This is a genomic window from Haladaptatus sp. DYF46 (genome assembly GCF_021083305.1).
Classification (GTDB): domain Archaea; phylum Halobacteriota; class Halobacteria; order Halobacteriales; family Haladaptataceae; genus Haladaptatus.
Genome location: NZ_JAJFAY010000015.1, coordinates 1 through 22,836 on the forward strand (window position 1 = coordinate 1; position 22,836 = coordinate 22,836).

Below are 22,836 nucleotides of genomic sequence, written 5' to 3' on the forward strand. Positions count from 1 at the left end.
TCCGTTCATTCTCCCAAGATTCTTCTAAATCCGCGTCTAAGCTTTTACTGAGCAGGTTTGCGAGCATCTCTGAACAAGTTACTCAACAACCTGCTCGTTCCTCAAACTGGCTCAACTAGACAGTGCCAAACGCGCTGAATTCCCACAATTCAGACAATAAAAATGTATTGAATAGGGGCGTCTCACCGAGCAAATGCAGCCATTTCGCTAGATCGCACCGTAAACAACCGCCAACCAGACCGGAAGCGAATACGCCAAAGTTAGTATATTATACTAATCTCTGTTAGCACCTGTATCGCTGAAAAACGAACGAATAAGTGAATATGGGAGGGCCGAAAGCGTTCGCGAGAATTAGTGAGAGTCAGCGAGGGAATCCGTCACCCACACATCAGGGCGGGGTGGGTGTAGATCGCCCATCTCAAGTACGGCATTAGGAGCAACGAGACGGTGCCTGCACGGACTCACATGGACCCGCGACGGACCCGCCACCGTCATCGTCCCAATAAGCCGCAGACAACGTGGACAGCGGTACTTCGGCGTCATTCAGTGGCCTCCTCAACGCGAAGCGACCCGCCGCAGTCACCACAGCTGTAATCCTCTGGCTGTTTGACGACCTTCGAGCGTCGATAGCGGGCGATCTTCCCGCTGCACTTCTCGCAAATCACCCACCAGTTCGGCGATGTGAACCGCTCGCAGTGCTGGGTTGTGTCGAGCGCATCCGTCCACTGCTCGAACGTTCGCCCGTGGTCCGCTTCCCCGAACTCGTGGTACTGCCAGGCACTTCTGTTGCACCCTTATTTCTGCGCAATTGCTTTGAGTAGAATCGGCATGAAACAGCTCTGCGGCGTGATCGTTACTACACACAAATTATTTCTGAATGGGAAGTTTCTCCAAAAATATCGATGGTAAGCCGTGATAATTGGATAACGATCGCCTTTGTTGTCGTAGCCCTCCCTGCAGCGTACGCAGTCGAATTCTTACTGAAATCAAACGGCATCGCTCAAGATACGGCCTTCATGATCTCGTTTTTCGTACTGCTTGTAGTTGGCGTTGGTCTCCCAAGATTTGTAACGCGTAGTGGATGACCTCAGCCACGCACTGTCAGTACTTGACGACATCAAGTAGTACTCTCTCCGTCACCGGAGCCACCTTGCATTTGTCGATTGCTGTCTCCATACACATCGTAAGCATTCGCTGGGTGGTGATATCTGAGAACGTCACATGTCTTGTCATGGATAAAAAGGGCAGAAGCGGTGGTTAGTTCGGCAGTTCTTTTCGTCCCGTTCGCACGCATGGCCATCACAGGCGCACTCTGCCGCTTCAGTGTCGTCTTCGTCCGTCTCATCCTCCGAAGAGAAGGCGTTGGACGTCCCGTCGTCGGTTGCGTTTTCGACGGCGGCCATGTGTTTGCAGACAGCGTTGCAGTGGACGTGGTGCGGGCACGTACAGGCCATCAGTTCGCTGGTCACGTCGTCGATGGAGACGGTGTACTGGTGGTCTTTCGGGTTCTCGTGGCTCTCGTTGGTGCCTTCAACGAGTCCGGGGGCATCGACGTCGAAAGAGAATTGTTCGGCCTGTGCGCGTTTCTGTGCCGTCTCGACACTTCAAAGACTGCAGATGTAGTGAAGTATAACAAGGGCTCTAGCGGTGACCCGAATTGGCAGATCATTACTGATCGCAAGTTCACTTGGCTGCAGACATAGCGCGGGACAGACTGTTATCGTCCTCTGTCTGTGCCGTTACTTGGATGTCAGAGTCGTGTTCACTCGCAGCAGCGAGGAGTTCCTGATACCGATTCCGAATCGTAACGGTGCTCACGTCCGTCGCTGCCGACACCTCATCTTGCGTCAACCTCTCATCAGTCAGTAACGCGGCTGCGTAAATGGCTGCAGCAGCAAGTCCAACTGGATTCCGGCCACTATGAAGGCCGGCTTCTTTGCCGATTTGGAGCAGTTCGTGTGCTCGCCGTTCGGTAGTGTCGCTGATTGCGAGCTCTGATGCAGACGAAGCGATGTAATTCTCTGCATCCGGTGGTCCAACCTCGAGGCCAAGCTCGCGATTAATGTAGCGGTAGGCTCGTTTGAACTCCAGTTCCTCGACCCGGCTCACTTGCGCTACTGCTTCAAGCGTTCTTGGTGTCTGTGTCTGTCGAATCGCCGCATAGACGGCAGCAGTTGCAACACCCTCGATTGAACGGCCAGGCAAGAGGTCTTCGTCAAGCGCACGTCGATAGACAACGGAGGCGGTCTCACGATTGGCCTTGGATAGACCAAGCGCGGAACTCATGCGTTGAATCTCTCCGAGCGCCTGTTTGAGGTTACGCTCTTTACTATCACGGGTACGGAAGCGCTCATTCCACGTGCGAAGACGCTGCATCTTCTGACGTTGACGGGGCGAAAGCGAGTTTCCGTAGGCGTCTTTGTTCTGCCAACTGATGTTCGTCGAAAGTCCCTTATCATGCATCATCTTCGTCGTCGGGGCACCCACACGGGACTTCTGATCCTGTTCGTTTGAATCGAACGCTCGCCATTCGGGTCCATGGTCGATGGAATCTTCATCGACGACGAGTCCACATTCGGTACACACGGTTTCGCCCCGCTTGCTATCCGCTTCCAACTGACCGCCGCATTCTGGACAGACGGCCTGTTCGGTAGTCGTGTTCTCGTTGGTTTCGTGCTCTGTTTCCGGGGTTCGGGACGTGGTCTTTGACGTCGGTCCACGTTCAAATGTGGTTTTTTCAGGGGTGACTGAATTCGATGAGAGTGGTTGCTCTCACCTGTAAGCGGAGTCAACGCTTCAACAGTAAGTAAGAGCCAGTCAATCAAGAATGCTTGTTCGGTATATGCCGAATAAATGGATCACATTCCTTGCTTCCTTTATCGCAAGAATAAGACGGCATAATCCGAGTTATCCTAAATTGAGTCTGTCAAATACGTTATGAATGTCCGCATTCGATTTGGCATAGTCCAAACAAGCACTCATGAAGGAATACCTCTAAAGGTAGAATGTAGTGAGCAACAACTTCAACGACATCGCTGGACTACCTGACGAGCTTAACATCGGAGATGACCTCGCTCGTTCCGAGCAACGGGCCTTGATCCGTATCGATACGCGTCGCTATGGAAAAGCGATGACGATTGTCGAAGGCTTAGATTCATCTAGCGTTGATCTCGAAGAACTCGCCTCAACACTGAAGAGCAAACTCGCTGTCGGTGGCACCGTCACTGATGGGCATATCGAACTACAAGGCGAGCACCGTTCCCGATTACGAGAAATACTCGGAGAAGAAGGCTTTCAGGTCAAGACCTAGTTACGCTCGCTAATCCCAGAGTGAACCGTAATTTTTGAAGTATATCTGAGTAGTATTCCCACGAAAACGTACTAGTTTTAGATATTCCACTATCCTTCTATCTCCGTCGTCTCAACCCCTTGATCGAGCAACGCGACACCACCTAGTGTCGAGTCTTTTACGAAGCGAGTCATAATCCACGATTCAGCTTGTTGCAACCGATATTGGAGTGTCGACCGTGGAACGTCAATTGTGTTTGCGAGTTCGTTGAGTGAGATCTCACGTGGTGTCTCATAATAGCCATTAGCAACTGCAGCTTCAGCGGCTGCTCGTTGTTCATAGGGAAGTTCAGCCACTGAGATAGTCCGCTCAGCCCAATGACAAGGCTCTCCAAGCTGTTCGAAATGTACCGAGAGTCCGTCTTGGAGATGTGCGTTGAGCGATTCGTATAGATCACCAACGTTCTCATCATTCCGCATAAGCAGATGCCATTCGTAGGTGTTTGTTCGTCGTTCAGCCTCAGCGAGGAGACCGTCTCCAAGATAATGGGCCGCTAGACATGGAATCGAGTGACAGTCTGTTGTCGCCGGTCGGTACAGATACACGGTCCGGGTATGGCGATCAGCATCGAGCAACTCGTACTCCCAATCGAGGTGTGCGTGATCATCAGTTACACATTCAAGGCACTGTTCATGGGAGTCATACACGCTGTCTATCTGATCAAGCGCTTCTGTGGGTCCAGCGATCCGATCAATACGCCAGATGCCGCTTTTCGAGACATGGCATGTAAGCGTCCGAGCGTGGGCACTGGGGTAGTCCATGAACACATCCATGATCGGATTGATCCCATGTTCGTACTCAATTCTGAAAACGAATTTTCGCATCAATGGAAGTTGGACTATACCGAATAAAATGATTTTGGTTGATTCAGCTACCCCTGGAATAGTGGTGCTGTATTCCAGTACATCACTCATTTATCGATCTTGTCGAGTACCGAGTTTGTTAACTACTCGGCATACGCCGAACTAGAGACTATTCGCTCGTAGCACAAAAAAAAACAGGTAGACAATGAACAAATCACGTTTAGATACAGACCTTCACGTTGCACGTTATGAATACGAATCAGGTTGGGTCGTTGCTGTCGACCTTCTCGAATTGGCTATCGACACCGAATACGTCACAGTCGATTATCTTGAAGAGGAAGCCGTTATTGGCATCGACACACCAACACTCAAAACAGAGATTGACCTTACGCTCCCAGAACAGGAGGCTGAACACCGATTCAACAATGGCGTTCTTGTCATTAAGAACGCCACATAATATGACATCCTCTTGCCCGTCGAAGAGAGCAAAATAATGGCAAAAAAACATCTTCGTTGCATCGATTATTGGTCGCTGTTTTTTCTACGCATAGACTTGGGTAGTCTAGTGGACATAGCACATCCGGATTAGCTATGTGGTCATCAGAGTCTTTGGGATGGCAACCGTTCCAGTACCTGTACGAATAATGGATGTACTCGTTGCAGGCTCCCACGGTCAAGTCGGACAGCACATCACCGATCTACTGGCACAGAGTGATCACACTGTTCGAGGAATGGTTCGAGACGATCGTCAAGTAGAAGATATCGAAGGTCTCGGGGGCGAGGCAGTCATTGCAGACCTCACACAAGATGTGTCGCATGCCGTTGAAGGGTGTGATGCAATTATTTTTGCTGCTGGATCTGGTGGCGATGACGTGTGGGGAGTTGATCGAGATGGAGCGATCAATTTGATTGAAGCTGCAGAAAATCAAGATATCGAACGGTTTGTGATGCTAAGCTCAATCAATGCCGACTCGCCCGAAGAGAGCCCCGAAGCACTCCAAGAGTATTTGGCTGCGAAAGCTGAAGCCGATGAAGCACTCCAAGAGAGTGAGTTACTCTATACGATTGTTCGTCCAGGCCCGTTAACGAATGAGCCGAGTACTGGTCAAATCAAAATTGGGAATGATCTTGAGCGAGATGGAGATATTCCGCGTGCCGATGTTGCACAGACACTCGTCACTGCGCTCCCCATGGAAAGAACATATGGGGAGACGTTCGAAATTCTTTCCGGCGAGACACGGATCCAGACAGCGTTAGCAGCGCTTGAATAGGGTGCTCGAGTGAACCAAGAAACGATTCTCACAGCACAATATCAGAAGCTAAAGTCGAGGACTTTGGTGCAGTGAAGCGTTCGCAGTGCCGGGAGGTGTCGAGGCGGTCCGTCCAGGGGGTGAACGTTGTGCCGTGATCCGCCTCACCGAACTCGTGGTGCTGCCGGGCATGAATGAGTTCTTGCCGGATGATCTCACTAATCAGTCTCTCTCTCTCTCTGATAGTGCATGGAGTCTCGTTAATCGTACGCTATTGCTTGGTTTTCCTTATCTAGACAGTGCCGATGGTCAAAAGAAGCAATACGTCCCGTGAGCCACGCACTGCAAAGGCGATCCTCGTTGACTCAGAGTGCATTTCGGATTTGTGGCCACGTTGGTTTGGGTTCATTATTGCCCATTGCAGTGGGGTATTATTGACCCCGAGTAGCAAGTTAAACGTTCGAAGCCGATTTCCGCAAACGAAAATGATGTAGCACCCACAAAGATTTGGTGACGAGGCGACCGCTACTCCGTTGACGGCGGCATCGTTACGACATCCTTGTCGGTTGGTCCTTGCCCGTCGAATTCTGCCACGAAAGCGTCTAGTTGAGTCGGATCATCAACGTTTGGAAGAGCCTGATCAGCGGTACTGCAATCGGCGTTAACACGTATCCGCTCGCAGACCAGATCAGCGGTTGTCTCGGCCATCTGTCGATAGGTGGTTAGTTTACCACCGACGATGCTCGCCATATTATTGATACCGTCAGCAGTATGATCGAGTAAAAAGAATCCACGCGAGATACCGCGACCGCTACGTTCCTTTTCGTCTGGTGCGTACAGTGGCCGAACGCCCCACCATGTTCGGACTTTGGGGGCATTTCGAACGGGTGGAAGCATCGCCGCACACTCATCAATAGTGGTCTGAACCTCCCAGTCTTCAGTTTCGTAGTTGTCTGGGTCACGGACGGGAACACTCGTTGTTCCAAGGACGGCCTCGGTCTCGTGTGGCACTACGATGTCCCCATTGTTAGGATTCCGACAGCGGTTGAGTACCGGGCCGAGATCGTCGTAATTGACAGAAATCATCACCCCACGGGTTGGTTGCATCTCGATACCGAGGCCAGCCATCGCAGCGAGTTCACCCGCCCAGGCGCCCGTTGCGTTGACGATGTAGTCAGCTTCGATCCAATCGTCAATCGTCCCGCCGATGCGAATGCTAGTTATTTGCTCGTCGCTCACGGTTATGTCTTCAATAGGTGCATGGGGATAGATCGATGCGCCGTGGACTTGGGCGTCAGCGGCGTTGGCAGCGACGAGACGCGACGGATACACGACTGCGTCGGGCACCTTCATCGCACGTTCGACATCGGAAGAAAGGTTCGGAACTAACTCGCGTGCCTCTTCACTATCGAGTGTTTCTGTTGGAATTCCGATTGTCTCGCAGGCGTCTCGCTTGGCGTCGAAGTAGTTGGGATCATCCTGCGTAAGTTGGAGAAATAGGCCACCCGTATTGCGAATACAGGCACCAGCGATGTCTCGGAGAATTTTATTTTCCTCGAGACATTCTTCGGCATCGTGTGAGCTACTTTCCGCGTAGCGTACACCACTGTGAAGTAAACCGTGAGAACGGCCCGATGTGCCACTGGTTAGCCCATTGCGTTCGGCTAACGTAACATCGACGCCACGGAGTGCAAGATCACGAGCGACGCCGGTGCCAGTCGCACCACCACCAATGACGAGTACGTCTGTTTCGACTGTCACACTGCCCTTCAGGGTTGTCAACGGAATACTCTGTTGATCGGAAGAGTCATCTACCAAGGAACTACGGACATGGATTCCATCTGTAGAGGGTCCCGAGATGGAGATCACAATAGATCGGTTCGACCGGCAAGTCAGGGGAGAGTTCGGCGGTAACGGGCGTTGCGTGCTGTCGTGCTCGGTCGAGGAGGGCAGCCGGTGTCTCGGGGGTATCGTCGGTCGTAGCGTTCGCGCTTTCCGTCAACGTTCGTTGGTCGATGATATTCGAGACTATCGCTTGGCGTATTATGGATAGAATGAGCAAAACGAGATCGAGTGGAGTGCATGTCACAGACTCATTTCGCTTACTACGGTATCTCTTCAAATGGGATTGCATGCTCCTTATCCATGGCAATCCATGGCGGATACATACCAGCGAATCCGGTAGCAGGCTGGATATGGACGTGGTCGCTGCCGGACATCAAGACCATGGTGTATTCGAGGTCGAACGTTGGCCATGCGTCGCGATCGTCGTGACGTCTCCATTTCGTATGTGGCGGATTAGGTGACATTGGTGTTCTCTACTCGGAACTTTGGCCCGAGTGTCCTAACGGCAGTGGCTGCCGATGCAAGCCCCCTGATCCACCTCTTTCGAGATAGAGAGAGCCAATGTGATATTGCGGTTAGTCCTGCGAGTTGTACGGCTCTGCAATATTAGCTAGTGCTTCGCCCATGATGACCGTCGCCTCCTGAGTCAGCACGTAGAGGATCCCATCGCGATCTGCACGAATCGTCTGGAGCGGTTCGTACGTGGTTGGATCGTACAACGTACCAAGAAACATGCCACTTTCGACTGTTGCCCCGACAGTCAAGTCCGGATTCGAGCGAAAGAGGCCGGAGTCAGACGCGACAATGCGACCGAGATGGTTTCGAGCAAGTGTTTGTGGGCCGGTGTCAGCCAGTGGTTCATCAAGAATATCGAGATGCCGCAAGACGTTCAAAATCCCTCTCACTCCAATCTCCACCGCATCCTCGACGATTTGCTCACTGTAGGCGAGTTCCGGGGTGATGCTCGGAATCCCTTCTTCAACAGCAGCAACACGGAGTTTGCCGCCGAAACTTCGTCGATGCCACTCTTCACTCGCTGCAGCGTGTGCTTGTTCGGTCAGTAAGAGTCCGGTGCCAAAGACCCGTCCAAGCTCCAGCGAGTCAGTGTGGCCTTCGAGTGCAACGACATGCGGGAGCATATTCGGGCTCCCTGTGTGCAAGTCAATGATGACATCTGCGGTATGAGCGTGGTCCCAGAGGCGAGCTGCCATTCGTTCGTGGATACTTCCATTTTTATCCCCAGGCCACACACGATTCATATTTGGATTGACGGGGTCCAGTTGCTCGGGTGTGATATACGAGACATGGTCAAACGTGAGCGGGTCGGCAACCGGAACCGCAATGACTTTGCCAGCGAGATCAGCATCAACAATCTCGTTGTGAAGCCGTCGAAGCACTTCTGCACCGTTGACTTCGCGCCCGTGTTGTGCGGCTTGGAGATAGACCGTTGGGCCGTCCTTGGAGCCTGTATAGGTGTGGACCATTGTTTCGATTTTCGTGCCGGATGGTAACCGGGCAAGTGTTTCGCGTGTCGCTGTGTGTGTACTCTCCCCCATGACTGTCAATCCCACGTGTGGAAGCCGCAACTCACTTTCGGCCATTCTCAACGTTCAATGACAACCCACCGATTTGTGTTCCACAGAATCGCCCGTAGTTGGGTCCCTTTGTTGTGCGGGACTGGTCAGCGTCTCCGGCCCGAGATGCAAACAGTCTAAGGGTTGCATATTTGGGTGAACACCGATGGTGAAGGTGTTCAGTCTCAGATCTCTCACCGATCGATGCGCCACATAAGTGCAGGACTCGAACGAAATGGGGACAGTGTGTACGAACGCGCTCGTATAGGAGTATGATTCGTTTCCCGATAATGGGCAATCCCAGCACTCGTGACGGCCATGCGTGAGTTCCCATCAGCGGTGCTGGCAGACCAGTCACAGACGCCACAAACGAGGCTGTATGGGTCAGTCATTGCGGTTGGACAGACACTCTCCTAGCAGGTGTGATTTCGATCTGGTAATCGGCGTACTCGAAGTGCAGACGCGGTGAGGCTCGTGCGTAGATGGCATCAAGCGCGTCGGGATCGATGGCATCATACAGAGGTGGCGTTACCATCAAGGGATCACACTCTTCTGCCTTGGCAATCGCCTGAATCACAAGGTCACTGATGTGAGGTGGGCCAGTTGGGGGTGTCTGTGTATGTGTTGTATCCATGGTGGATGAGTCGGCTAACTGCGTCGGCATGCCCCCTTTTGGTTGCATGTGGTTGATAGTGTGGGTTGCTAATTCCGGTGTAGGTGGGGCAAATAACGTACTGAGGAAGTTGAGATGAGTTGCAAAGAGAGCTTTGGCGTACTTAGTGAGTATTGTTCATGCTGATTTTGGATGCTCGGGATAGAGATACGGCATTCAAGGCAGGTCTCTCGGTTGAAAGTCTGGCATGAGCATGCAAACGATGGAGACTATCCCACTCGACGAAATCGCTCATCTTGTTGAGGATGAATAGAATTCTTCCGGAGTAGTATCAAAATGCGCAGGAACGCCAGTCTAATGATATTCTAACATAGAATTGACTACCTTAATCGAGATAGGTTGCGACATCGTTTCGTAACCGGTCAGCATACTCCAACCGAACCTGGCATGCATCACCCGCTGAAATGTGATCACCCTTGGCAATTTCTTCCGTAAGTGGATGATATTGATCTGGCTCAAATCCCATTGTAGTAAGATAGCGACAGACACGGTCTGAGAGCCCCACAGTCATCGCAGTCGTTGTGATGGCACGAAGTTCGGTGAATGATGGGATCCCGATCTCATCAGCTCTAATGCCAGGAGCACCGACGCGTACTGGTCTCTCTTCTGCAAGTGAGAGGATCCGTGAAACATCACTCACGAGTTGAAGAATTTGGCTTGGGAGTGCAATATCGGGGGCACGCCATTCAATCGTTGGGGTTTCTGCCCGTAATCGAACGGGCGCTAACACAACATCTTCCTGCTGGATATATCGTACGAATTCGGCCGGTGGAATATCAAACTGTTCAGCGTATAACGTCAGCGTCTCGTGCATTTTGGCGAGCTGTTCATCCCATTCATTAACTGACTCGGTGTATGACCACAGATCACGATACCGAGTGAGAAACTTCGTCGAATGAGTTCGATACATGAGCGCGCGAGCGTCCATCCCCATCAGTACGCCATCGTAGTACGGAGATGAGCTTACAAGTGCAATTGCTGGATCGAGTGCGGTGAGGAGGTTCAGCTGTCGAACCACGTTTCCTTTATCAAAATGTACGTGTGTTCCCGCACAGTTTTTCGCGTACCTGATTTCCTCACCGAAGATGGTCTCTAATATTTTGCCGCGTTCACTGTTGACAGAAAACTGATGTTCAGTGAGTGGAGTCCCAAGCGGGACAAGATGCATGTCGAGTTCGGTTGCTCGAGCCAACACCATTCCGAGAATCGGGACCAGATTTTGCTGCAACTCCGCGATTCCATCGGCAGGTGGGACTTGGATCTCAATTATCGGATCAACAAATTCAGGCACCACTGCCTTGTGACTGGAAAGTAAATCCGTTCCGCTCACTAACTCTCCTTCGTTATTCACCACCCAGTACTCAAGTTCAAGTCCAATTTTCATTATTTGGCTTCCCTCCTTCTCGTGATTACCGCTTTTTCATCGCTAACTCTACTACTGACAGATGGTGAATAGATAAGAGTTGTATCCAGAAGTGTGTGAAACGAATGAGCAACTGCAAAGTCACCTGCTGCCAATGGAATTTTAATGAGTGTTCCCTCCCATAGGATAGCTACACTACACACGTTCCTAACTCTTCAGATAATCCAACTTTCAGGCAAGTTATTACGAAACTCGAGATGATTCACTTAGGTGTCAAACTGCGCAATACTATTCCTTCTATTCGCACAGATGTGGGGATAAAAGAGGCATTTCACGGACTCAATTTTACTAAAGTCCAGTTTGCACTTGAACACACGCTTAACGCACTCCACACGGTGACTTTCGAGGTTGAACAGATGGTCGCCACCAATCAGAACAGTCTCCTACCCTTTATCTGAATTGAGACCACTGATCAAAATACCCTCGAAAAGGCGTTAGCGGCGGATGATAGCGTCGCTGATTTTTACCTGATCACCGCTTTTGAGACTGACAGTCTCTACTTACTGGAATGGGTTGATCGCATCGAACACGTGATTCAGATCATAGTAAATAAAAAGGCGACAGTGCTGGGTGCAACGGGGAAAGAGGACACGTGACATCTACGACTGCTATTTGCGGACCACGATTCGGTGACGCGAACTAATGAATATTGCAAAGAAAAGGGAATCGACTCGAGATCAAGAATATTCACGAATTTAACAACCAGTGGAGTAGTCGATTTGGGCTTGCGAATACTCAACAGAGGACCCCCAGCTTGCCCCCGCTCGTGGATACTACTCGATCCCACGCGAAACCGCCACGGAAGAGTTAGCCGAAGAAATCGGTGTGAGCCACCAAGCGCTCTCCGAACAACTTCGGCGCGATAGCGGAGATCTCGTAACCCAATGTTCTCGTTGATAAGCCAGGGATTCCAAAGGCACCAGATCCGAAGCCCGCAGAAACTGACCAAGAAAAGAGGACAGATTAACCACTATGGAATTTTGCGAACGGTCGTACAAGTGAAACCGCAGGCATACTTTTGCATTTCCGTCACGAACACGGGAGTGATGGTTGGGGGTGGACAGCTAGCGCTGATGGGGGTCGGTGCAGTGGCGAGTTTTTTCATGGCCTGGACAGTGGGGGCAGGATGGACGCCATATGCCCCTAGTGTCGGTGCTCGAACGATGTCGATCATGCGTGGCGCCCTCTTCACCGGGATTTTCGGTATTCTAGGGGCCGTCGTCCAGGGAGCAAACGTCACGGAAGCGATGTCCGCTGGATTAATTGAAGGTGTGACGATTTCGCCAATTGCAGCAGTCATCGCGCTCACCGTTGCAGCAGGCCTCGTCGCAATCGGCGTTTTTACCGGGTATCCACTCGCAACGGCGTTTACTGCGACAGGAGCGGTAATTGGCGTGGGTCTTGCACTCGGTGGACAGCCAGCCTACGCGAAATATCAGCAGATTCTGGCGTTGTGGGTGCTCACACCATTCATCTGTGGCGGGATCGCCTATGGCCTCGCCCGGGTAGTTCGCCGCGACGATGTCCCTGATGAGTATACAATCCCGCTGTTCGGTGGGCTTGTTGGGCTGATTCTCGCTAATTCACCGTTCACTTTTCTCGCTCCCGAATCGGGGGGAGCATCGATTGCGGCAGTTCTGGCCGAAGCACTCCCGTTGCAGCCATTAATTGGACTCATTAGCGCAACGCTCCTCGTCGGGATCATCGTTGCTGTGCTTCTCTTAGTAGATGTTCGAGCCAGCGTGAGGCAGGGGCAACGGCATCTACTCTTCGGAATCGGTGCACTCGTCTCGTTTTCGGCGGGAGGAAGCCAAGTTGGTCTCGCTGTTGGCCCGCTAGTTCCGATGCTCACCCCGCTGGAGTTGCCCCTCCTTGTGATTCTCGTTTTCGGGGGTCTGGGTGTTATGTTTGGGGCATTGATGGGTTCACCGCGAATGATTAAAGCGCTCGCCCGAGATTTTTCCTCGCTTGGACCACGACGAGCGACTGCTGCGTTGATTCCAGCATTCGCCATTGCACAAACGGCAGTGCTGTTCGGAATCCCCGTCTCATTCAATGAAATCGTTGTGAGTGCTGTGGTCGGAAGTGGGTACGCCGCCGGTGGGGGCCAAACCAGTCGAGGAAAAATTCTATATACTATTCTAGGGTGGGTTGTGTCGCTGCTCCTCTCATTCATCATCGCCTTCGGGCTCCTCGCCATCGTGAAGATGGTATAGCCTCCGCTGTGGGCATATTAATTCGACAGGAATGGAGTTCTGGTAGTCAGATGGTCACAGGTAGGTATCAACAATGCAGATAGCAGTGGAGCGCATTACAGACGATATGGACGAGAGTGTTGCAGGGTTCAAACAGAACGGCAACTGGGTTAGGATTGTCGAGCACGGCGAGCGCATCACCGAAGCACTCGGTGACGAAGATATCGACGGTCCCGACTTCGAGGAATGGGATGAGTGGCGTCCAAAAGCTCACGAGCGCCTCAGCGAGGACGTCAAAGAGAAAACCGCCGACCAAGCAAGCACATCGAGAGGCGAAGGAGAAAAAGCTGGAAAGTCAGCCGAAGAAGACGTGAAAGCGGCGGGAGACGAACTCACCGATTCGGCGTCCGAGCTCGCCGAGGGCGATGTGGTCGACGCACTTAAAGAAGGTCAAGACTCGCTCGAACGTGCAGCACGGGCAGCCGACACGGTTGGGCGCAAGGCAGTCCGGCCGATCGAAGAAGGAGTGTACAAACACATTATGACACAGGTTTCGCCAGTGTATTTTGATAATAATCTTGTCAGTGCCAACATCGAGCGCGCACGAGATACTGACAAACCGTATGTCTTCGAAGTGAATGTTAACGATGACGACCTGAAAGACCGTGTCCGGGATCGCCTCGAAACGTATGATGAGCGAAACCGATGGCGTGGAGAAACAGAAAAAGAAACGGACTCCGTCGAAGCTGCGGAAGGCGTCGACCCTCCCGAGTAAAACATCGGTTGTAATAGAAGAAGAATAGCGCTCACAATACTTCCGTGCCACTGTTGTCCGACTCTACATTTCAGATGACAACTGTCGTTGACAAGATGAACGGGGTAAACTCCGAAAAAGCAACATGGGAGGTGTGTCAGAAAACGCCAATGACGTAGCCGAGAAGGATCATTCAGGGGAACATTGAATCATTCGCTATTGCTGGATAGCTTGTTTGATGGTGAGTATGCCGTTATTGACCGCGATTTCGTCTGCATCAGTCGGTACCTCGAAATCGAACTGCTCGGTATCAACAATGACGATTGCAGTATCTCCAACAATATCGAGTAAAAGATCAGTAGCGTTTCGACTAAAGTCCACAGCGAGAATCTCTTCATCATCATATTCTTGTTTGCAGATCAAAATATTTTGTTGATCCCTGGCCAAATCTTCTAGTTCGTGTGGTGTGTACATCCCCTATATAGGAGTGGAGTCAACGTAAACGCTCTGTCCAGTTGTGAATCCTCTCCTTTCTGGCGATTTTGACAGACATGCACTACAACCATTAGGAGAGATCCATTGCATCGATCTGTTCTTGATACCGGTTGCGAATGGTCACTTCAGTAACTTGAGCAACCGCAGCAATTTCACTTTGCGTTTGCTGTTCATCACATAGGAGGGTCGCGGCGTAAATCGCAGCCGCGGCGTACCCAGTCGGTGATTTTCCCGAGAGCAACCCCTGTGCTAACGAATTATCGAGAATCTCGTTTGTTTTTGCTTCAACAGCGTCGCTACTCCCAAGCGCTGAACAAAACCGCGGGACATACTGTTTCGGATTCACCGGCTGTATCTCGAGGTCAAGTTCTCGTCCAAGATAGATATATGACCGGCCGATCTCTTTTCGCTCCACACGCGACACATCCGAAACCTCCTTGAGGCTGCGGGGGAGATTCTCGCTGCGACACGCCGCATACAAACAACAGGTTGCGATCCCCTCAATCGATCGACCTAGAATTAGATCTTCATCGAGTGCACGCCGATACAGTACACAGGCGACTTCGCGAATCGAGCGGGGGATGCCAAGTGCGCTTGCCATCCGGTCAATTTCACTCAGTGCAATCTGTAGATTGCGTTCTCCCGCGTCCTTCGTTCGGATGCGCTCTTGCCATGTGCGCAGGCGGTTCATCTGCTGACGTTTCTTGGCCGACAGAGAGCGCCCGTAGACATCTTTATCCTTCCAGTCGATGGTCGTCGTCAACCCCTTGTCGTGCATCGTTTGAGTGGTTGGGGCGCCGACACGGGACTTCTGCTGGCGATCCTGATGATTGAAGGCCCGCCATTCGGGCCCGTGATCGATCGTCTCCTCCTTAATTACTAAGCCGCAGTCCTCACAAACGGTCTCGCTCCCATCCGCATTCGTGAGAAGCGTACTCGAGTCACACTCGGGACAGCCCTTGACGCTCGCCTGTTCATCGGCAGTGCGCTCGGTCTCGTTGCCGCGGTCTTGCCGACGAGTAAGTCGCGTCATTCGTTAACAACTGATAATCCGAGGCGGTTAAGTCCTCTGTCGTTGGGCTGGTAGCCTATCGGAGCGATATCAATCCATCTCTACTTTCGAGTGAGGGAGATCGGATTGTGATCGTGGATTTTGCACGGATTCACTCGTTGGAGTGGGTCATGCTGTATGTTGTCAACTTTCGCGATGAACCAATTGTTCACTGGTAGTCGCGAATTTTGTGCTTCCCCAAAGGCGTCGGTCTGAGCATTTCCACTTCTGCTTATACTGCCCAGCGGTAGTAAATCACCCAAAAACACCGATTTCAGGAAATCGACCTCGCTGCCGTCGCACATTCTACTTCGGTTATAGAACCAATCACGCATCTTGAAACAGATCGAAGTGTCTGAAAGCAATCTATTTCCCATTTAATCCCCTGTTTAAACATTGAATTTTGATGATCGGTGAGGATAGCATCCAGATCTATGACTTCACAGGAAAATCCTCACCTATCAACTTAATGAACATATTATTTGAAGCCATATTTATCGAACTCATTCCATACTGGTGTGGAAGATGAGTTCGTAAATAAAAAATTTCAAGGGAGATACGAGAGTAAACTCGTTAAATGGAATTTGTCGGTAGCTTAAAACGGTGGAGTGCTGCAATATCTCTGTTCCTACTCTGTATCGTCTGGGCCTCCCTTCAATGGGATACTCTTCGTTCGATTATCACCAAAGGGCCGTCTGTCATCGATACGCTTGACGAAGTCGCACTCCTCATAATGCTAGTCTTGACGCTTGGAGCAATGGTCCATGAGATACGACAGACAGCAACTGAGTAATTTGTATGCTGCGAGAAAACCCCTAAGACAATCCACTGCCGAGTCCTGGACATCAGACTACTTTTCTCTCGATTGATCCCTAGAGCAGAACTGAAGAGCAATTCTAACGACGTTTAGCGTTCTCACTCGATCATATATTTCGGATCGAATACCCACCGATATCGCGGATGAACCCAGTCGAAATAGTCACTTCCAAGCAGTTGCAATGCTTCAAGCACTTGTTCTTCCGTCCGTTTGCGGTCGATATGCCGACTCCCGTTGCCATCTGGTCGGTCAATCTCAATTAGCGTTCGCGTGATCGAGTTCATTAGTCGGTTGTAGGTAAGCACCGCTGTTGCTCCCTCGGTGACTCCGATTAGCAGTCGTCTATTCCCATCATTTTCGAGCATTCGCGTTGCAAGTCGCTCAGCGTCAATCCCGTCGTCTCGTGTTTCGTCCAATATGATAACAAGCTTGCTATGGAGTGTATCGAACACGGCCAACTCACGAAGCATATGCAGCCACTTCACCCGGGCCCGTTGTGACCAGTCGCCAATTAGGTCGAACCTGCAAATATTAAGGTGAGTCGAGTGACTCAAAAAGAGACGAAAAGACATGTGATTCGGCTTTTCGGAGATGTTCAGAGGCAGTCGCAGGAGCACACCCTACTTCCTGTGCAACATCCTTGGTGGTTGCTTCACGAGGGACATCATAGTAGCCAACACGAAGTGCAGCCCGAACAGCATCTCGTTGTTTCGGCGACAGTGATCCACTCGCTGTCACCGGTCTCTGCCCAACCGCTTCGACAGATAGATCAACTCCATCAGGAATGCCGTCAATAGCTGCTTGGATTGCCGTATCGGTTCCGACAAGCGTGAATGAGCTACTCCCGTCATCATAGCACTCGATCGGTGGGATCGTCAAAAGATCATCCCGCGTGAAGTTCTCGAAGAGAGCTCGACCAACAGTCGGCTGTTTCGCTGCAAGAAAACAATACGCCTCGGATCGACTATCTGGGAAAACCTCGAAATCACGCACGTTTGTGCTCGTCGTTAGTGCCTGTCGCAACTTCTCATAATCGCCTCGAACGCGGAGGAGAAATCCAACAGGGGGATCCGCAACGTTCCAGTTAACGATCTGCACGTGGGAGAGATAGGGTGTTCCACTCGTGAGGAGCTGGTATACAGGTGGGAGATAGGTATCTGGTGGCGCAATCGTAATGCGAACTCGCTTCATATGACAGATACCCAGTTGCTGGGTGAAAAGCCTAATCGACAGCGAAAACCCGGAGTATCAACGATTGCCATACATATATAAACCCCACAGCTGTATTCGGCTCTACTATTTTCTGGGTAGCGCCGAATAGGGTAAATATGCGTCAAAATGTAGGCGGACTTGATCGAGTGCTCCGGGGCGTACTTGGCATTTGGTTGGTTGTGATCGCTGTTGCAGCGTACCGTGTTCAACGACGAACGACAGCACTGATTACCGGCATTGCTGGCCTCGGGTTACTCCAGAATGCTGCAACAGGCTATTGTGGTGGTAATCAACTCTGTGGGATAGACACAACAACCGAGATAGAATCAAAATAGATCGATTGACAAGATACTTGCGAATGAGTAGAAAACAGAAGGAATCAATCAACTACCACATCGTTACGGGAGTGGGCAGGTGATTGCTGATATTGAAGGAGTGACCAAGGTCTTCTTTACGATGGGTGGTACGGACTTCATTGTAATCGCTCGACTCCCCGATAGTGACAGCGTTGAGCGGCTTATCTCTGATTTCGAAGAACGTGATGAAGTTGCCCGAACTGATTCCACGTTCGTTATTGACCGTGAACTTGATAGTCAGTATCCGCTCCAGCAGTATACCGAGGAAACACTCATCGAGGAAATCGTAGAATAGACGAGGAGTCTAGTGACTCTAGTCGCTCGTGACGAGACAGCGGATTGTCGATAGCTCGGACAAGCGATCACTTAGCTTGAGGACTCGTACGAGTCACTAATTTCGAGGAGACGTTCGAGGTATTTCCCATCCTGATAGCGAACGGTCTCACTGCGCTCATCATAGTCAATGACCTCATGCTCAGCGAGTTTCGGCAGGTCCATGTGAACAAGCATGGTCCGTGCTTGTTCAGGGCTCGTGACTGTCTCGACTGTTTCGTGGATGTAGTCAACCAATTCGGAGAGCTCGGCTGTTGGCGTCTTTCTGGTACTGAAATGCTGGATGACTGCCCGTCGGGTAGGTTTTGTGAGCAGTTTGCTAGCGGTACTGAGCGAGAGCTCTGGAGTCAATGGGTCGTCGGAATTCGGTGGGACACTCATGGGTAGTGGTTTGGTTGTAGGGCGCGCATGGTCGCTGCAATACGGCACTCCGGGAGGACATAGACGAAATCAGCAAATAATCCGGAGGAGGTCTGTGCTACTTGCTCACAGAGAAGACGGTAGTATAATACTTAGATGTTATGATATTGTTGGATATAGATCAAATCAACGATGATTAATCCTCACGGAGCATAGACAGACAGTTCGCTAGAATATACTATACCAATCGCTAGCCAAACCGGAAATGGAAACGCCAAGGTTAGTATACTACACTAGCCAGTACTAACGTCTGTAGCGCCAGTAAACGAACGAATGAGAGAAGACCGAAACACGTTTGCGGAGTCAGTGAGAGTCAACAAGGGAATCCGTCACCCACACACCAGGGCGCGGTGGATGCAAATCACCCATCGCAAGCACTGTATCAGGAGCAGTGAACCGGTAACTGCACGGATTCAGACTCACTCGCGGTGGGCCAGCCACCGTTATCGTCCCAACAAGCCGCAGACGATGCGGACAATGTCTGTTGCGTGTCATTCAGTATCTTCCTCGATGTGGAGCAACTTGCTGCAGCCTTCGTAGACGAGCGTGGACGAAGCTTATTCTTATTTTACATTCCACCACAAAGCATTTACCAAGACGTGTCAGAGAATCTCATGTAGCGAGGACGCTTTGACATTACCGGATCTGGCGCCATCACCCTGATCCACCCCCTCGCTCCACTCCACTTCCTTCGATGACATCAATTTCAAAAGAAGCGATTATTTCGACTATCACCGACACAGAGAAATGGGACAGATAAAAGTCGGGTCTACATCCAAGCTTTCATCCATCGAACAATAATAAAAGCGCCACATGAGATTACTATGCTGACCTAAGTAGAAACTATGTGAAACGCGGGATAAGGCTCATCGGGTCCCACGCTTGTCGGATTGAGTCGAACGTGATCATCGCGAGTAAACCCGACAAACAATATCGGAGAGCAATGAGTATAGTTGTTTTGGATAGATGAAATAGGATAGAAATTAATCGTCGTCACTGGGCTGCGGACTCGGTGTTCCTTGGCTTGCACTGCTCATCCACTCACCGATGTGTTCAGCGACGTAGTCTCGGCCACCCCATCCGAATGCGACGCCAGCTCCGATCGCGATCGCTGCGGCGAATCCCCAGGCAAACGCACGAGCAAAGAGATAGAGAACTCCTACCTCAATGCCCATTGTATCGAGCCCAATCACGATGGCGGTAAAGTACAAGAACAATCGAGTTCCGGTCACGAACCACGTCGTATAGTCAGTGTGCGTAGCCGCTCGCGTTCGCATAATAGTATCACCAATGAAGTCAGCGACCACGAAGCCCAGAACGATAACCAGTAGCCCGGCAATCAACGCTGGGAGATACGAGACAGCAACCGCAACCCACTCTGAAAGCGTTGCAATCGCGAGCACATTTGCTGCTGCGAGAATCGCGAGCGCATAGACGAACCAAGCAGCCAGTTTACCGAATGCACCAGAGACCGCCTCTTCGGTTCCACCAAGTATTCGACCGAGCGGTGTCGCAAGAACCATGCGGTCGAAATCGATTGTGTGTGCGACTCTGCGGACGACAGCTGCTACACCGCGCCCGATACCCCACCCGATAAGCAGAATGATAATTGCCCCGACTAGACGTGGAATCAGTGCGACGAATCCTGAAAGAGGATCCAGTACCCATTCAGGAAAGCCACTCGTTTGTAGAACGGTACTCGTGATGATGTCGTGGTGTGTCATTGTTTATAGTCCCCCGCACAGTCGCGTGCCACACCACAATGGATCGGACTGTGGCTAGTTTGTTGTTGGTCACCTATACCAACACGATGAGTTGGTAACAGTCAATGAAGAGAGACGAGCTCACATAGGATCTCATTAGTGACAGTGCGCCGTAATCAGGAATGAGGGACAACGGAGAACTCCGTGTGTGCGTTTCTGTGCCGTCTCATGAGCTTTACAAGCCTGGGTCTGGACGCTTTGAGGATGAACTATAATTCCGACAGATAGGCCATTAACCATTCTGAATTCTGAACATTCTTTTGGCAACGAGCAGTAATACCGACGGCAGTGTGCCGTGACTCCGAAACGAATGTTTATGCAATCTGGTGTCGATTTATTGACTCATGGTTCTCACCGATGTGTTACTGTCCCAGCTCACAGGAGGTCAGTCCTAAATGTGTACTCGTCTCTCCTATCTTGGACCAGACAATCGGACACTCACCGCACGATCAATGGATTGGAAAGAAGATATTGGAACAAACATCTGGACACTGCCCCGTGGCATCGAGCGTGATGGCAAGGTCGGTGCAGCCTCGATGAGCTGGACAGCTCAGTACGGAAGCGTGGTCGCGACCGCCTATGATATTGCCACCACCGATGGGATGAACGAAGTGGGCCTAGTAGCCAACCTACTATGGTTGCCTGAATCGGGGTACCCAGACTGGGATGGTGACTCACCAGCCATGTCAATCTCGTTGTGGGCACAGTATATGCTAGATAATTTCGAGACGGTTGCCGAGGCTGTCGAGAGTGTTCGTCGTGAGGACTTTGTCGTTGTAACCGATCAAGTTCCGGGCGAAGATCGGTTGGCAGCACTGCATCTATCTCTCTCAGATGCCACCGGAGACAGTGCGATTATGGAATATATCGATGGCGAGTTGGTCATTCACCATAATCGTGATTATCAAGTCATGACCAACTCGCCGACCTTCGACAGACAGCTTGCTCTGGCCGAGTACTGGGACCAGATCGGTGGCACGGTCATGCTTCCTGGAACGAACCGTCCAGCCGACCGGTTCGCAAGAGCTCGTTTCTACATCAACGCGATTCCCCAAGTCGAAGATCGCCGTACTGCGACTGCCAGTGTATTTAGCGTAATTCGAAATGTATCGGTGCCGTACGGTATCAGAACACCGGATGTACCGCATATTTCGTCAACGCGCTGGCGAACAGTTGCGGATCATAAAGACATGATGTACTACTTTGAATCTGCACTCACGCCCAACGTCTTTTGGGTAGAATTTGACAACATTGACGTCTCATCTGAAGCCGATGCACAAGTCCTCGAGCTGGGACCAAATCAGTCCAACACCTTCTCCGGAGAAGTGTCCGATCAAATGGTTACAAGCGAACCGTTCTCGTTTCTCGGAGTTACTGCCGAGTAGTAAGCACGTTATTGGGTTGCGAATACCGAATATGGGCAAAGCAACCGTCACAGCCCACTATTTCGGCGTGGTGGATTCGTTGCAGTTCTGGATGAGTGTTCTTCGATCGAGTAAATGATGTCAAGCGTAATCGTACGAGACTTCTCCCGCAGAGATCGCGTGATTGCTCTTGATAGTACGAAGAACCGCGATACAGAGGCACTCCTCTCACGATCTTGTTTAAAGTGAAAACCTCACCGTAACTGGATTCATAGCATGAACTGTGGATTCAACCACCGTTACACTCACCTGCATTCTGGAGTGTGGTGATGTGCTACCAGAACTGTGTTTGAACGATTTTACGCTTTTTTACCCCTTCTTGATGAATTGCGTTCGGGAAAACAATGAGTCAAGCGACAAGCGTTGACACGAGTTCGGAGCAGTTCCACGGCGGGGTAATAGCGGGAGCCATTATCGTAGTACTCGGCTTTCTTGCGATACTATTTCCGTTTTTCGCGGGAATATCGGCATCGGTACTCCTTGGTGCGCTCTTGGTTGTCGGTGGAATCGTTCACGTTGGACATGCATTCTCGGCTGGGAGTTTCTGGGGAGTTATCTGGCAAATTCTCCTCGGAATTCTTTACGGTGTCGTGGGAATCATGTTTTTGGCGAATCCAGTCGTCGGTCTCGCGTCGTTAACGATTCTTGCGATTGCGTTCTTCATCGTCGATGGGGTCGTTGAAATCGGGTGGGCAGTAGCGGGTCGTGGGAATAGACGATGGATGTGGCTCCTCGCGAGCGGTATCCTCTCGCTAATCGTCGCTGGTCTGCTCTGGGTGGGGTTTCCGGCAACGACAGAGTGGGCAGTTGGTCTTCTCCTTGGTGTGAACCTGCTCTTCACCGGATTCTCAATGCTTATGCTCGGACGGGCAACTCGGCAAGCGAATACAGAAGAAACATCAGCAGATGAGCGAAGTCAAGAAGCGTAAACAGAGACACGTAACCCATTCACAGGGTCCAATTTTAGATAGGATCTCGACAGACAAGAGTGAACAAAAAGAATCAGCTTAGCAGTTCTGTGCGTTCTCGTTCGTGCTCATGGGCAACACGGGAAGTCACAGAGATTATCCTAGTCACTATCGTTTGGTTCGAAATTGCC

General features: G+C 51.1%; 20 protein-coding genes and 1 pseudogene. 11 read left to right on the forward strand and 10 right to left on the reverse strand.

The window, feature by feature from the left end; translation table 11 throughout:
- Positions 1-1,292 precede the first annotated feature (1,292 nt).
- Positions 1,293-1,703, forward strand: coding sequence for a hypothetical protein (locus LJF34_RS28215; protein ID WP_231190104.1), 411 nt, complete (start codon positions 1,293-1,295; stop codon positions 1,701-1,703).
- On the opposite strand, the pseudogene LJF34_RS28220 reads toward LJF34_RS28215, so the two are convergent.
- A pseudogene (locus tag LJF34_RS28220) lies at positions 1,684-2,637 on the reverse strand (TFIIB-type zinc ribbon-containing protein); the annotation flags it as partial. The gene LJF34_RS28215 and the pseudogene LJF34_RS28220 overlap by 20 nt on opposite strands.
- Before the next feature lie 394 nt (positions 2,638-3,031).
- Here LJF34_RS28220 and yciH point away from each other — a divergent pair.
- Positions 3,032-3,310: a stress response translation initiation inhibitor YciH gene (yciH, locus tag LJF34_RS28225; protein ID WP_223302197.1), complete on the forward strand. Its 279-nt coding sequence runs from the start codon at positions 3,032-3,034 to the stop codon at positions 3,308-3,310.
- Between the two features lie 89 nt (positions 3,311-3,399).
- On the opposite strand, the gene LJF34_RS28230 is transcribed toward yciH, so the two are convergent.
- Positions 3,400-4,263, reverse strand: coding sequence for a helix-turn-helix domain-containing protein (locus LJF34_RS28230; protein WP_231190108.1), 864 nt, complete (start codon positions 4,261-4,263; stop codon positions 3,400-3,402).
- Positions 4,264-4,357: 94 nt separating this feature from the next.
- Between LJF34_RS28230 and LJF34_RS28235 the strand changes: the two genes are divergently transcribed.
- The gene (locus tag LJF34_RS28235) at positions 4,358-4,609 is read left to right on the forward strand and encodes a hypothetical protein (protein ID WP_231190110.1); all 252 of its coding nucleotides are present in this window, start codon (positions 4,358-4,360) and stop codon (positions 4,607-4,609) included.
- A gap of 187 nt (positions 4,610-4,796) precedes the next feature.
- Positions 4,797-5,423: an SDR family oxidoreductase gene (locus LJF34_RS28240; protein ID WP_231190200.1), complete on the forward strand. Its 627-nt coding sequence runs from the start codon at positions 4,797-4,799 to the stop codon at positions 5,421-5,423.
- Positions 5,424-5,927: 504 nt separating this feature from the next.
- Here LJF34_RS28240 and LJF34_RS28245 read toward each other — a convergent pair.
- From LJF34_RS28245 to LJF34_RS28255, 3 genes are all read right to left on the reverse strand, one after another.
- Positions 5,928-7,163, reverse strand: a complete 1,236-nt coding sequence (locus tag LJF34_RS28245; protein WP_231190113.1) for an FAD-dependent oxidoreductase — start codon at positions 7,161-7,163, stop codon at positions 5,928-5,930.
- 659 nt (positions 7,164-7,822) lie between these two features.
- Complete coding sequence (locus tag LJF34_RS28250) at positions 7,823-8,848, reverse strand: succinylglutamate desuccinylase/aspartoacylase family protein (RefSeq protein ID WP_231190116.1); 1,026 nt, start codon at positions 8,846-8,848, stop codon at positions 7,823-7,825.
- A gap of 971 nt (positions 8,849-9,819) precedes the next feature.
- Positions 9,820-10,878 carry a glutamate-cysteine ligase family protein gene (locus tag LJF34_RS28255; protein ID WP_231190127.1) on the reverse strand — a complete coding sequence of 353 codons (1,059 nt, stop codon included), beginning with the start codon at positions 10,876-10,878 and terminating at the stop codon, positions 9,820-9,822.
- Between the two features lie 819 nt (positions 10,879-11,697).
- On the opposite strand from LJF34_RS28255, the gene LJF34_RS28260 reads away from it, so the two are divergent.
- The 3 genes from LJF34_RS28260 (at position 11,698) to LJF34_RS28270 (ending at position 13,887) form a co-directional block, all read left to right on the forward strand.
- Positions 11,698-11,814: a helix-turn-helix domain-containing protein gene (locus LJF34_RS28260; RefSeq protein WP_231190202.1), complete on the forward strand. Its 117-nt coding sequence runs from the start codon at positions 11,698-11,700 to the stop codon at positions 11,812-11,814.
- Positions 11,815-11,963: 149 nt separating this feature from the next.
- The gene (locus LJF34_RS28265) at positions 11,964-13,133 is read left to right on the forward strand and encodes an inorganic phosphate transporter (protein WP_231190130.1); all 1,170 of its coding nucleotides are present in this window, start codon (positions 11,964-11,966) and stop codon (positions 13,131-13,133) included.
- 106 nt (positions 13,134-13,239) lie between these two features.
- Positions 13,240-13,887 carry a DUF5828 family protein gene (locus LJF34_RS28270; RefSeq protein ID WP_231190133.1) on the forward strand — a complete coding sequence of 216 codons (648 nt, stop codon included), beginning with the start codon at positions 13,240-13,242 and terminating at the stop codon, positions 13,885-13,887.
- Positions 13,888-14,082: 195 nt separating this feature from the next.
- Here LJF34_RS28270 and LJF34_RS28275 read toward each other — a convergent pair whose 3' ends face one another.
- The 3 genes from LJF34_RS28275 to LJF34_RS28285 all read right to left on the reverse strand — a co-directional run bounded on the left by LJF34_RS28275 (position 14,083) and on the right by LJF34_RS28285 (position 17,420).
- The gene (locus LJF34_RS28275) at positions 14,083-14,340 is read right to left on the reverse strand and encodes a hypothetical protein (protein ID WP_231190137.1); all 258 of its coding nucleotides are present in this window, start codon (positions 14,338-14,340) and stop codon (positions 14,083-14,085) included.
- 91 nt (positions 14,341-14,431) lie between these two features.
- Positions 14,432-15,394 carry a transcription initiation factor IIB gene (locus tag LJF34_RS28280; protein ID WP_231190140.1) on the reverse strand — a complete coding sequence of 321 codons (963 nt, stop codon included), beginning with the start codon at positions 15,392-15,394 and terminating at the stop codon, positions 14,432-14,434.
- 1,366 nt (positions 15,395-16,760) lie between these two features.
- Positions 16,761-17,420, reverse strand: a complete 660-nt coding sequence (locus tag LJF34_RS28285) for a helix-turn-helix domain-containing protein (RefSeq protein ID WP_231190143.1) — start codon at positions 17,418-17,420, stop codon at positions 16,761-16,763.
- 137 nt (positions 17,421-17,557) lie between these two features.
- Between LJF34_RS28285 and LJF34_RS28290 the strand changes: the two genes are divergently transcribed.
- Together LJF34_RS28290 and LJF34_RS28295 are read left to right on the forward strand one after the other, a co-directional pair.
- Positions 17,558-17,776: a DUF2892 domain-containing protein gene (locus LJF34_RS28290; protein ID WP_231190146.1), complete on the forward strand. Its 219-nt coding sequence runs from the start codon at positions 17,558-17,560 to the stop codon at positions 17,774-17,776.
- A gap of 79 nt (positions 17,777-17,855) precedes the next feature.
- Positions 17,856-18,092, forward strand: coding sequence for an Lrp/AsnC ligand binding domain-containing protein (locus tag LJF34_RS28295; protein WP_231190149.1), 237 nt, complete (start codon positions 17,856-17,858; stop codon positions 18,090-18,092).
- A 71-nt stretch (positions 18,093-18,163) separates the two neighbouring features.
- Here LJF34_RS28295 and LJF34_RS28300 read toward each other — a convergent pair whose 3' ends face one another.
- Both LJF34_RS28300 and LJF34_RS28305 read right to left on the reverse strand, forming a co-directional pair.
- Positions 18,164-18,511, reverse strand: a complete 348-nt coding sequence (locus LJF34_RS28300) for a hypothetical protein (protein ID WP_231190152.1) — start codon at positions 18,509-18,511, stop codon at positions 18,164-18,166.
- Between the two features lie 1,022 nt (positions 18,512-19,533).
- Positions 19,534-20,274: a hypothetical protein gene (locus tag LJF34_RS28305; RefSeq protein WP_231190155.1), complete on the reverse strand. Its 741-nt coding sequence runs from the start codon at positions 20,272-20,274 to the stop codon at positions 19,534-19,536.
- A 434-nt stretch (positions 20,275-20,708) separates the two neighbouring features.
- Between LJF34_RS28305 and LJF34_RS28310 the strand changes: the two genes are divergently transcribed.
- Both LJF34_RS28310 and LJF34_RS28315 read left to right on the forward strand, forming a co-directional pair.
- The gene (locus LJF34_RS28310; RefSeq protein WP_255666534.1) at positions 20,709-21,698 is read left to right on the forward strand and encodes a linear amide C-N hydrolase; all 990 of its coding nucleotides are present in this window, start codon (positions 20,709-20,711) and stop codon (positions 21,696-21,698) included.
- Positions 21,699-22,081: 383 nt separating this feature from the next.
- On the forward strand, positions 22,082-22,666 hold the full coding sequence (locus tag LJF34_RS28315) for a DUF308 domain-containing protein (protein WP_231190163.1): 585 nt from the start codon (positions 22,082-22,084) through the stop codon (positions 22,664-22,666).
- Positions 22,667-22,836 lie beyond the last annotated feature (170 nt).

What these genes read in the sequence shown, in the direction of transcription:
- LJF34_RS28215 (WP_231190104.1), top strand. Translation starts at nt 1,293, where the DNA reads ATGGCCATCACAGGCGCACTCTGCCGCTTCAGTGTCGTCTTCGTCCGT.
- LJF34_RS28230 (WP_231190108.1), bottom strand. Translation starts at nt 4,263, where the DNA reads ATGAGTGATGTACTGGAATACAGCACCACTATTCCAGGGGTAGCTGAA.
- LJF34_RS28235 (WP_231190110.1), top strand. Translation starts at nt 4,358, where the DNA reads ATGAACAAATCACGTTTAGATACAGACCTTCACGTTGCACGTTATGAA.
- LJF34_RS28240 (WP_231190200.1), top strand. Translation starts at nt 4,797, where the DNA reads ATGGATGTACTCGTTGCAGGCTCCCACGGTCAAGTCGGACAGCACATC.
- LJF34_RS28250 (WP_231190116.1), bottom strand. Translation starts at nt 8,848, where the DNA reads ATGGCCGAAAGTGAGTTGCGGCTTCCACACGTGGGATTGACAGTCATG.
- LJF34_RS28255 (WP_231190127.1), bottom strand. Translation starts at nt 10,878, where the DNA reads ATGAAAATTGGACTTGAACTTGAGTACTGGGTGGTGAATAACGAAGGA.
- LJF34_RS28265 (WP_231190130.1), top strand. Translation starts at nt 11,964, where the DNA reads ATGGTTGGGGGTGGACAGCTAGCGCTGATGGGGGTCGGTGCAGTGGCG.
- LJF34_RS28270 (WP_231190133.1), top strand. Translation starts at nt 13,240, where the DNA reads ATGGACGAGAGTGTTGCAGGGTTCAAACAGAACGGCAACTGGGTTAGG.
- LJF34_RS28275 (WP_231190137.1), bottom strand. Translation starts at nt 14,340, where the DNA reads ATGTACACACCACACGAACTAGAAGATTTGGCCAGGGATCAACAAAAT.
- LJF34_RS28280 (WP_231190140.1), bottom strand. Translation starts at nt 15,394, where the DNA reads ATGACGCGACTTACTCGTCGGCAAGACCGCGGCAACGAGACCGAGCGC.
- LJF34_RS28285 (WP_231190143.1), bottom strand. Translation starts at nt 17,420, where the DNA reads ATGAAGCGAGTTCGCATTACGATTGCGCCACCAGATACCTATCTCCCA.
- LJF34_RS28290 (WP_231190146.1), top strand. Translation starts at nt 17,558, where the DNA reads ATGCGTCAAAATGTAGGCGGACTTGATCGAGTGCTCCGGGGCGTACTT.
- LJF34_RS28300 (WP_231190152.1), bottom strand. Translation starts at nt 18,511, where the DNA reads ATGAGTGTCCCACCGAATTCCGACGACCCATTGACTCCAGAGCTCTCG.
- LJF34_RS28305 (WP_231190155.1), bottom strand. Translation starts at nt 20,274, where the DNA reads ATGACACACCACGACATCATCACGAGTACCGTTCTACAAACGAGTGGC.
- LJF34_RS28310 (WP_255666534.1), top strand. Translation starts at nt 20,709, where the DNA reads ATGTGTACTCGTCTCTCCTATCTTGGACCAGACAATCGGACACTCACC.
- LJF34_RS28315 (WP_231190163.1), top strand. Translation starts at nt 22,082, where the DNA reads ATGAGTCAAGCGACAAGCGTTGACACGAGTTCGGAGCAGTTCCACGGC.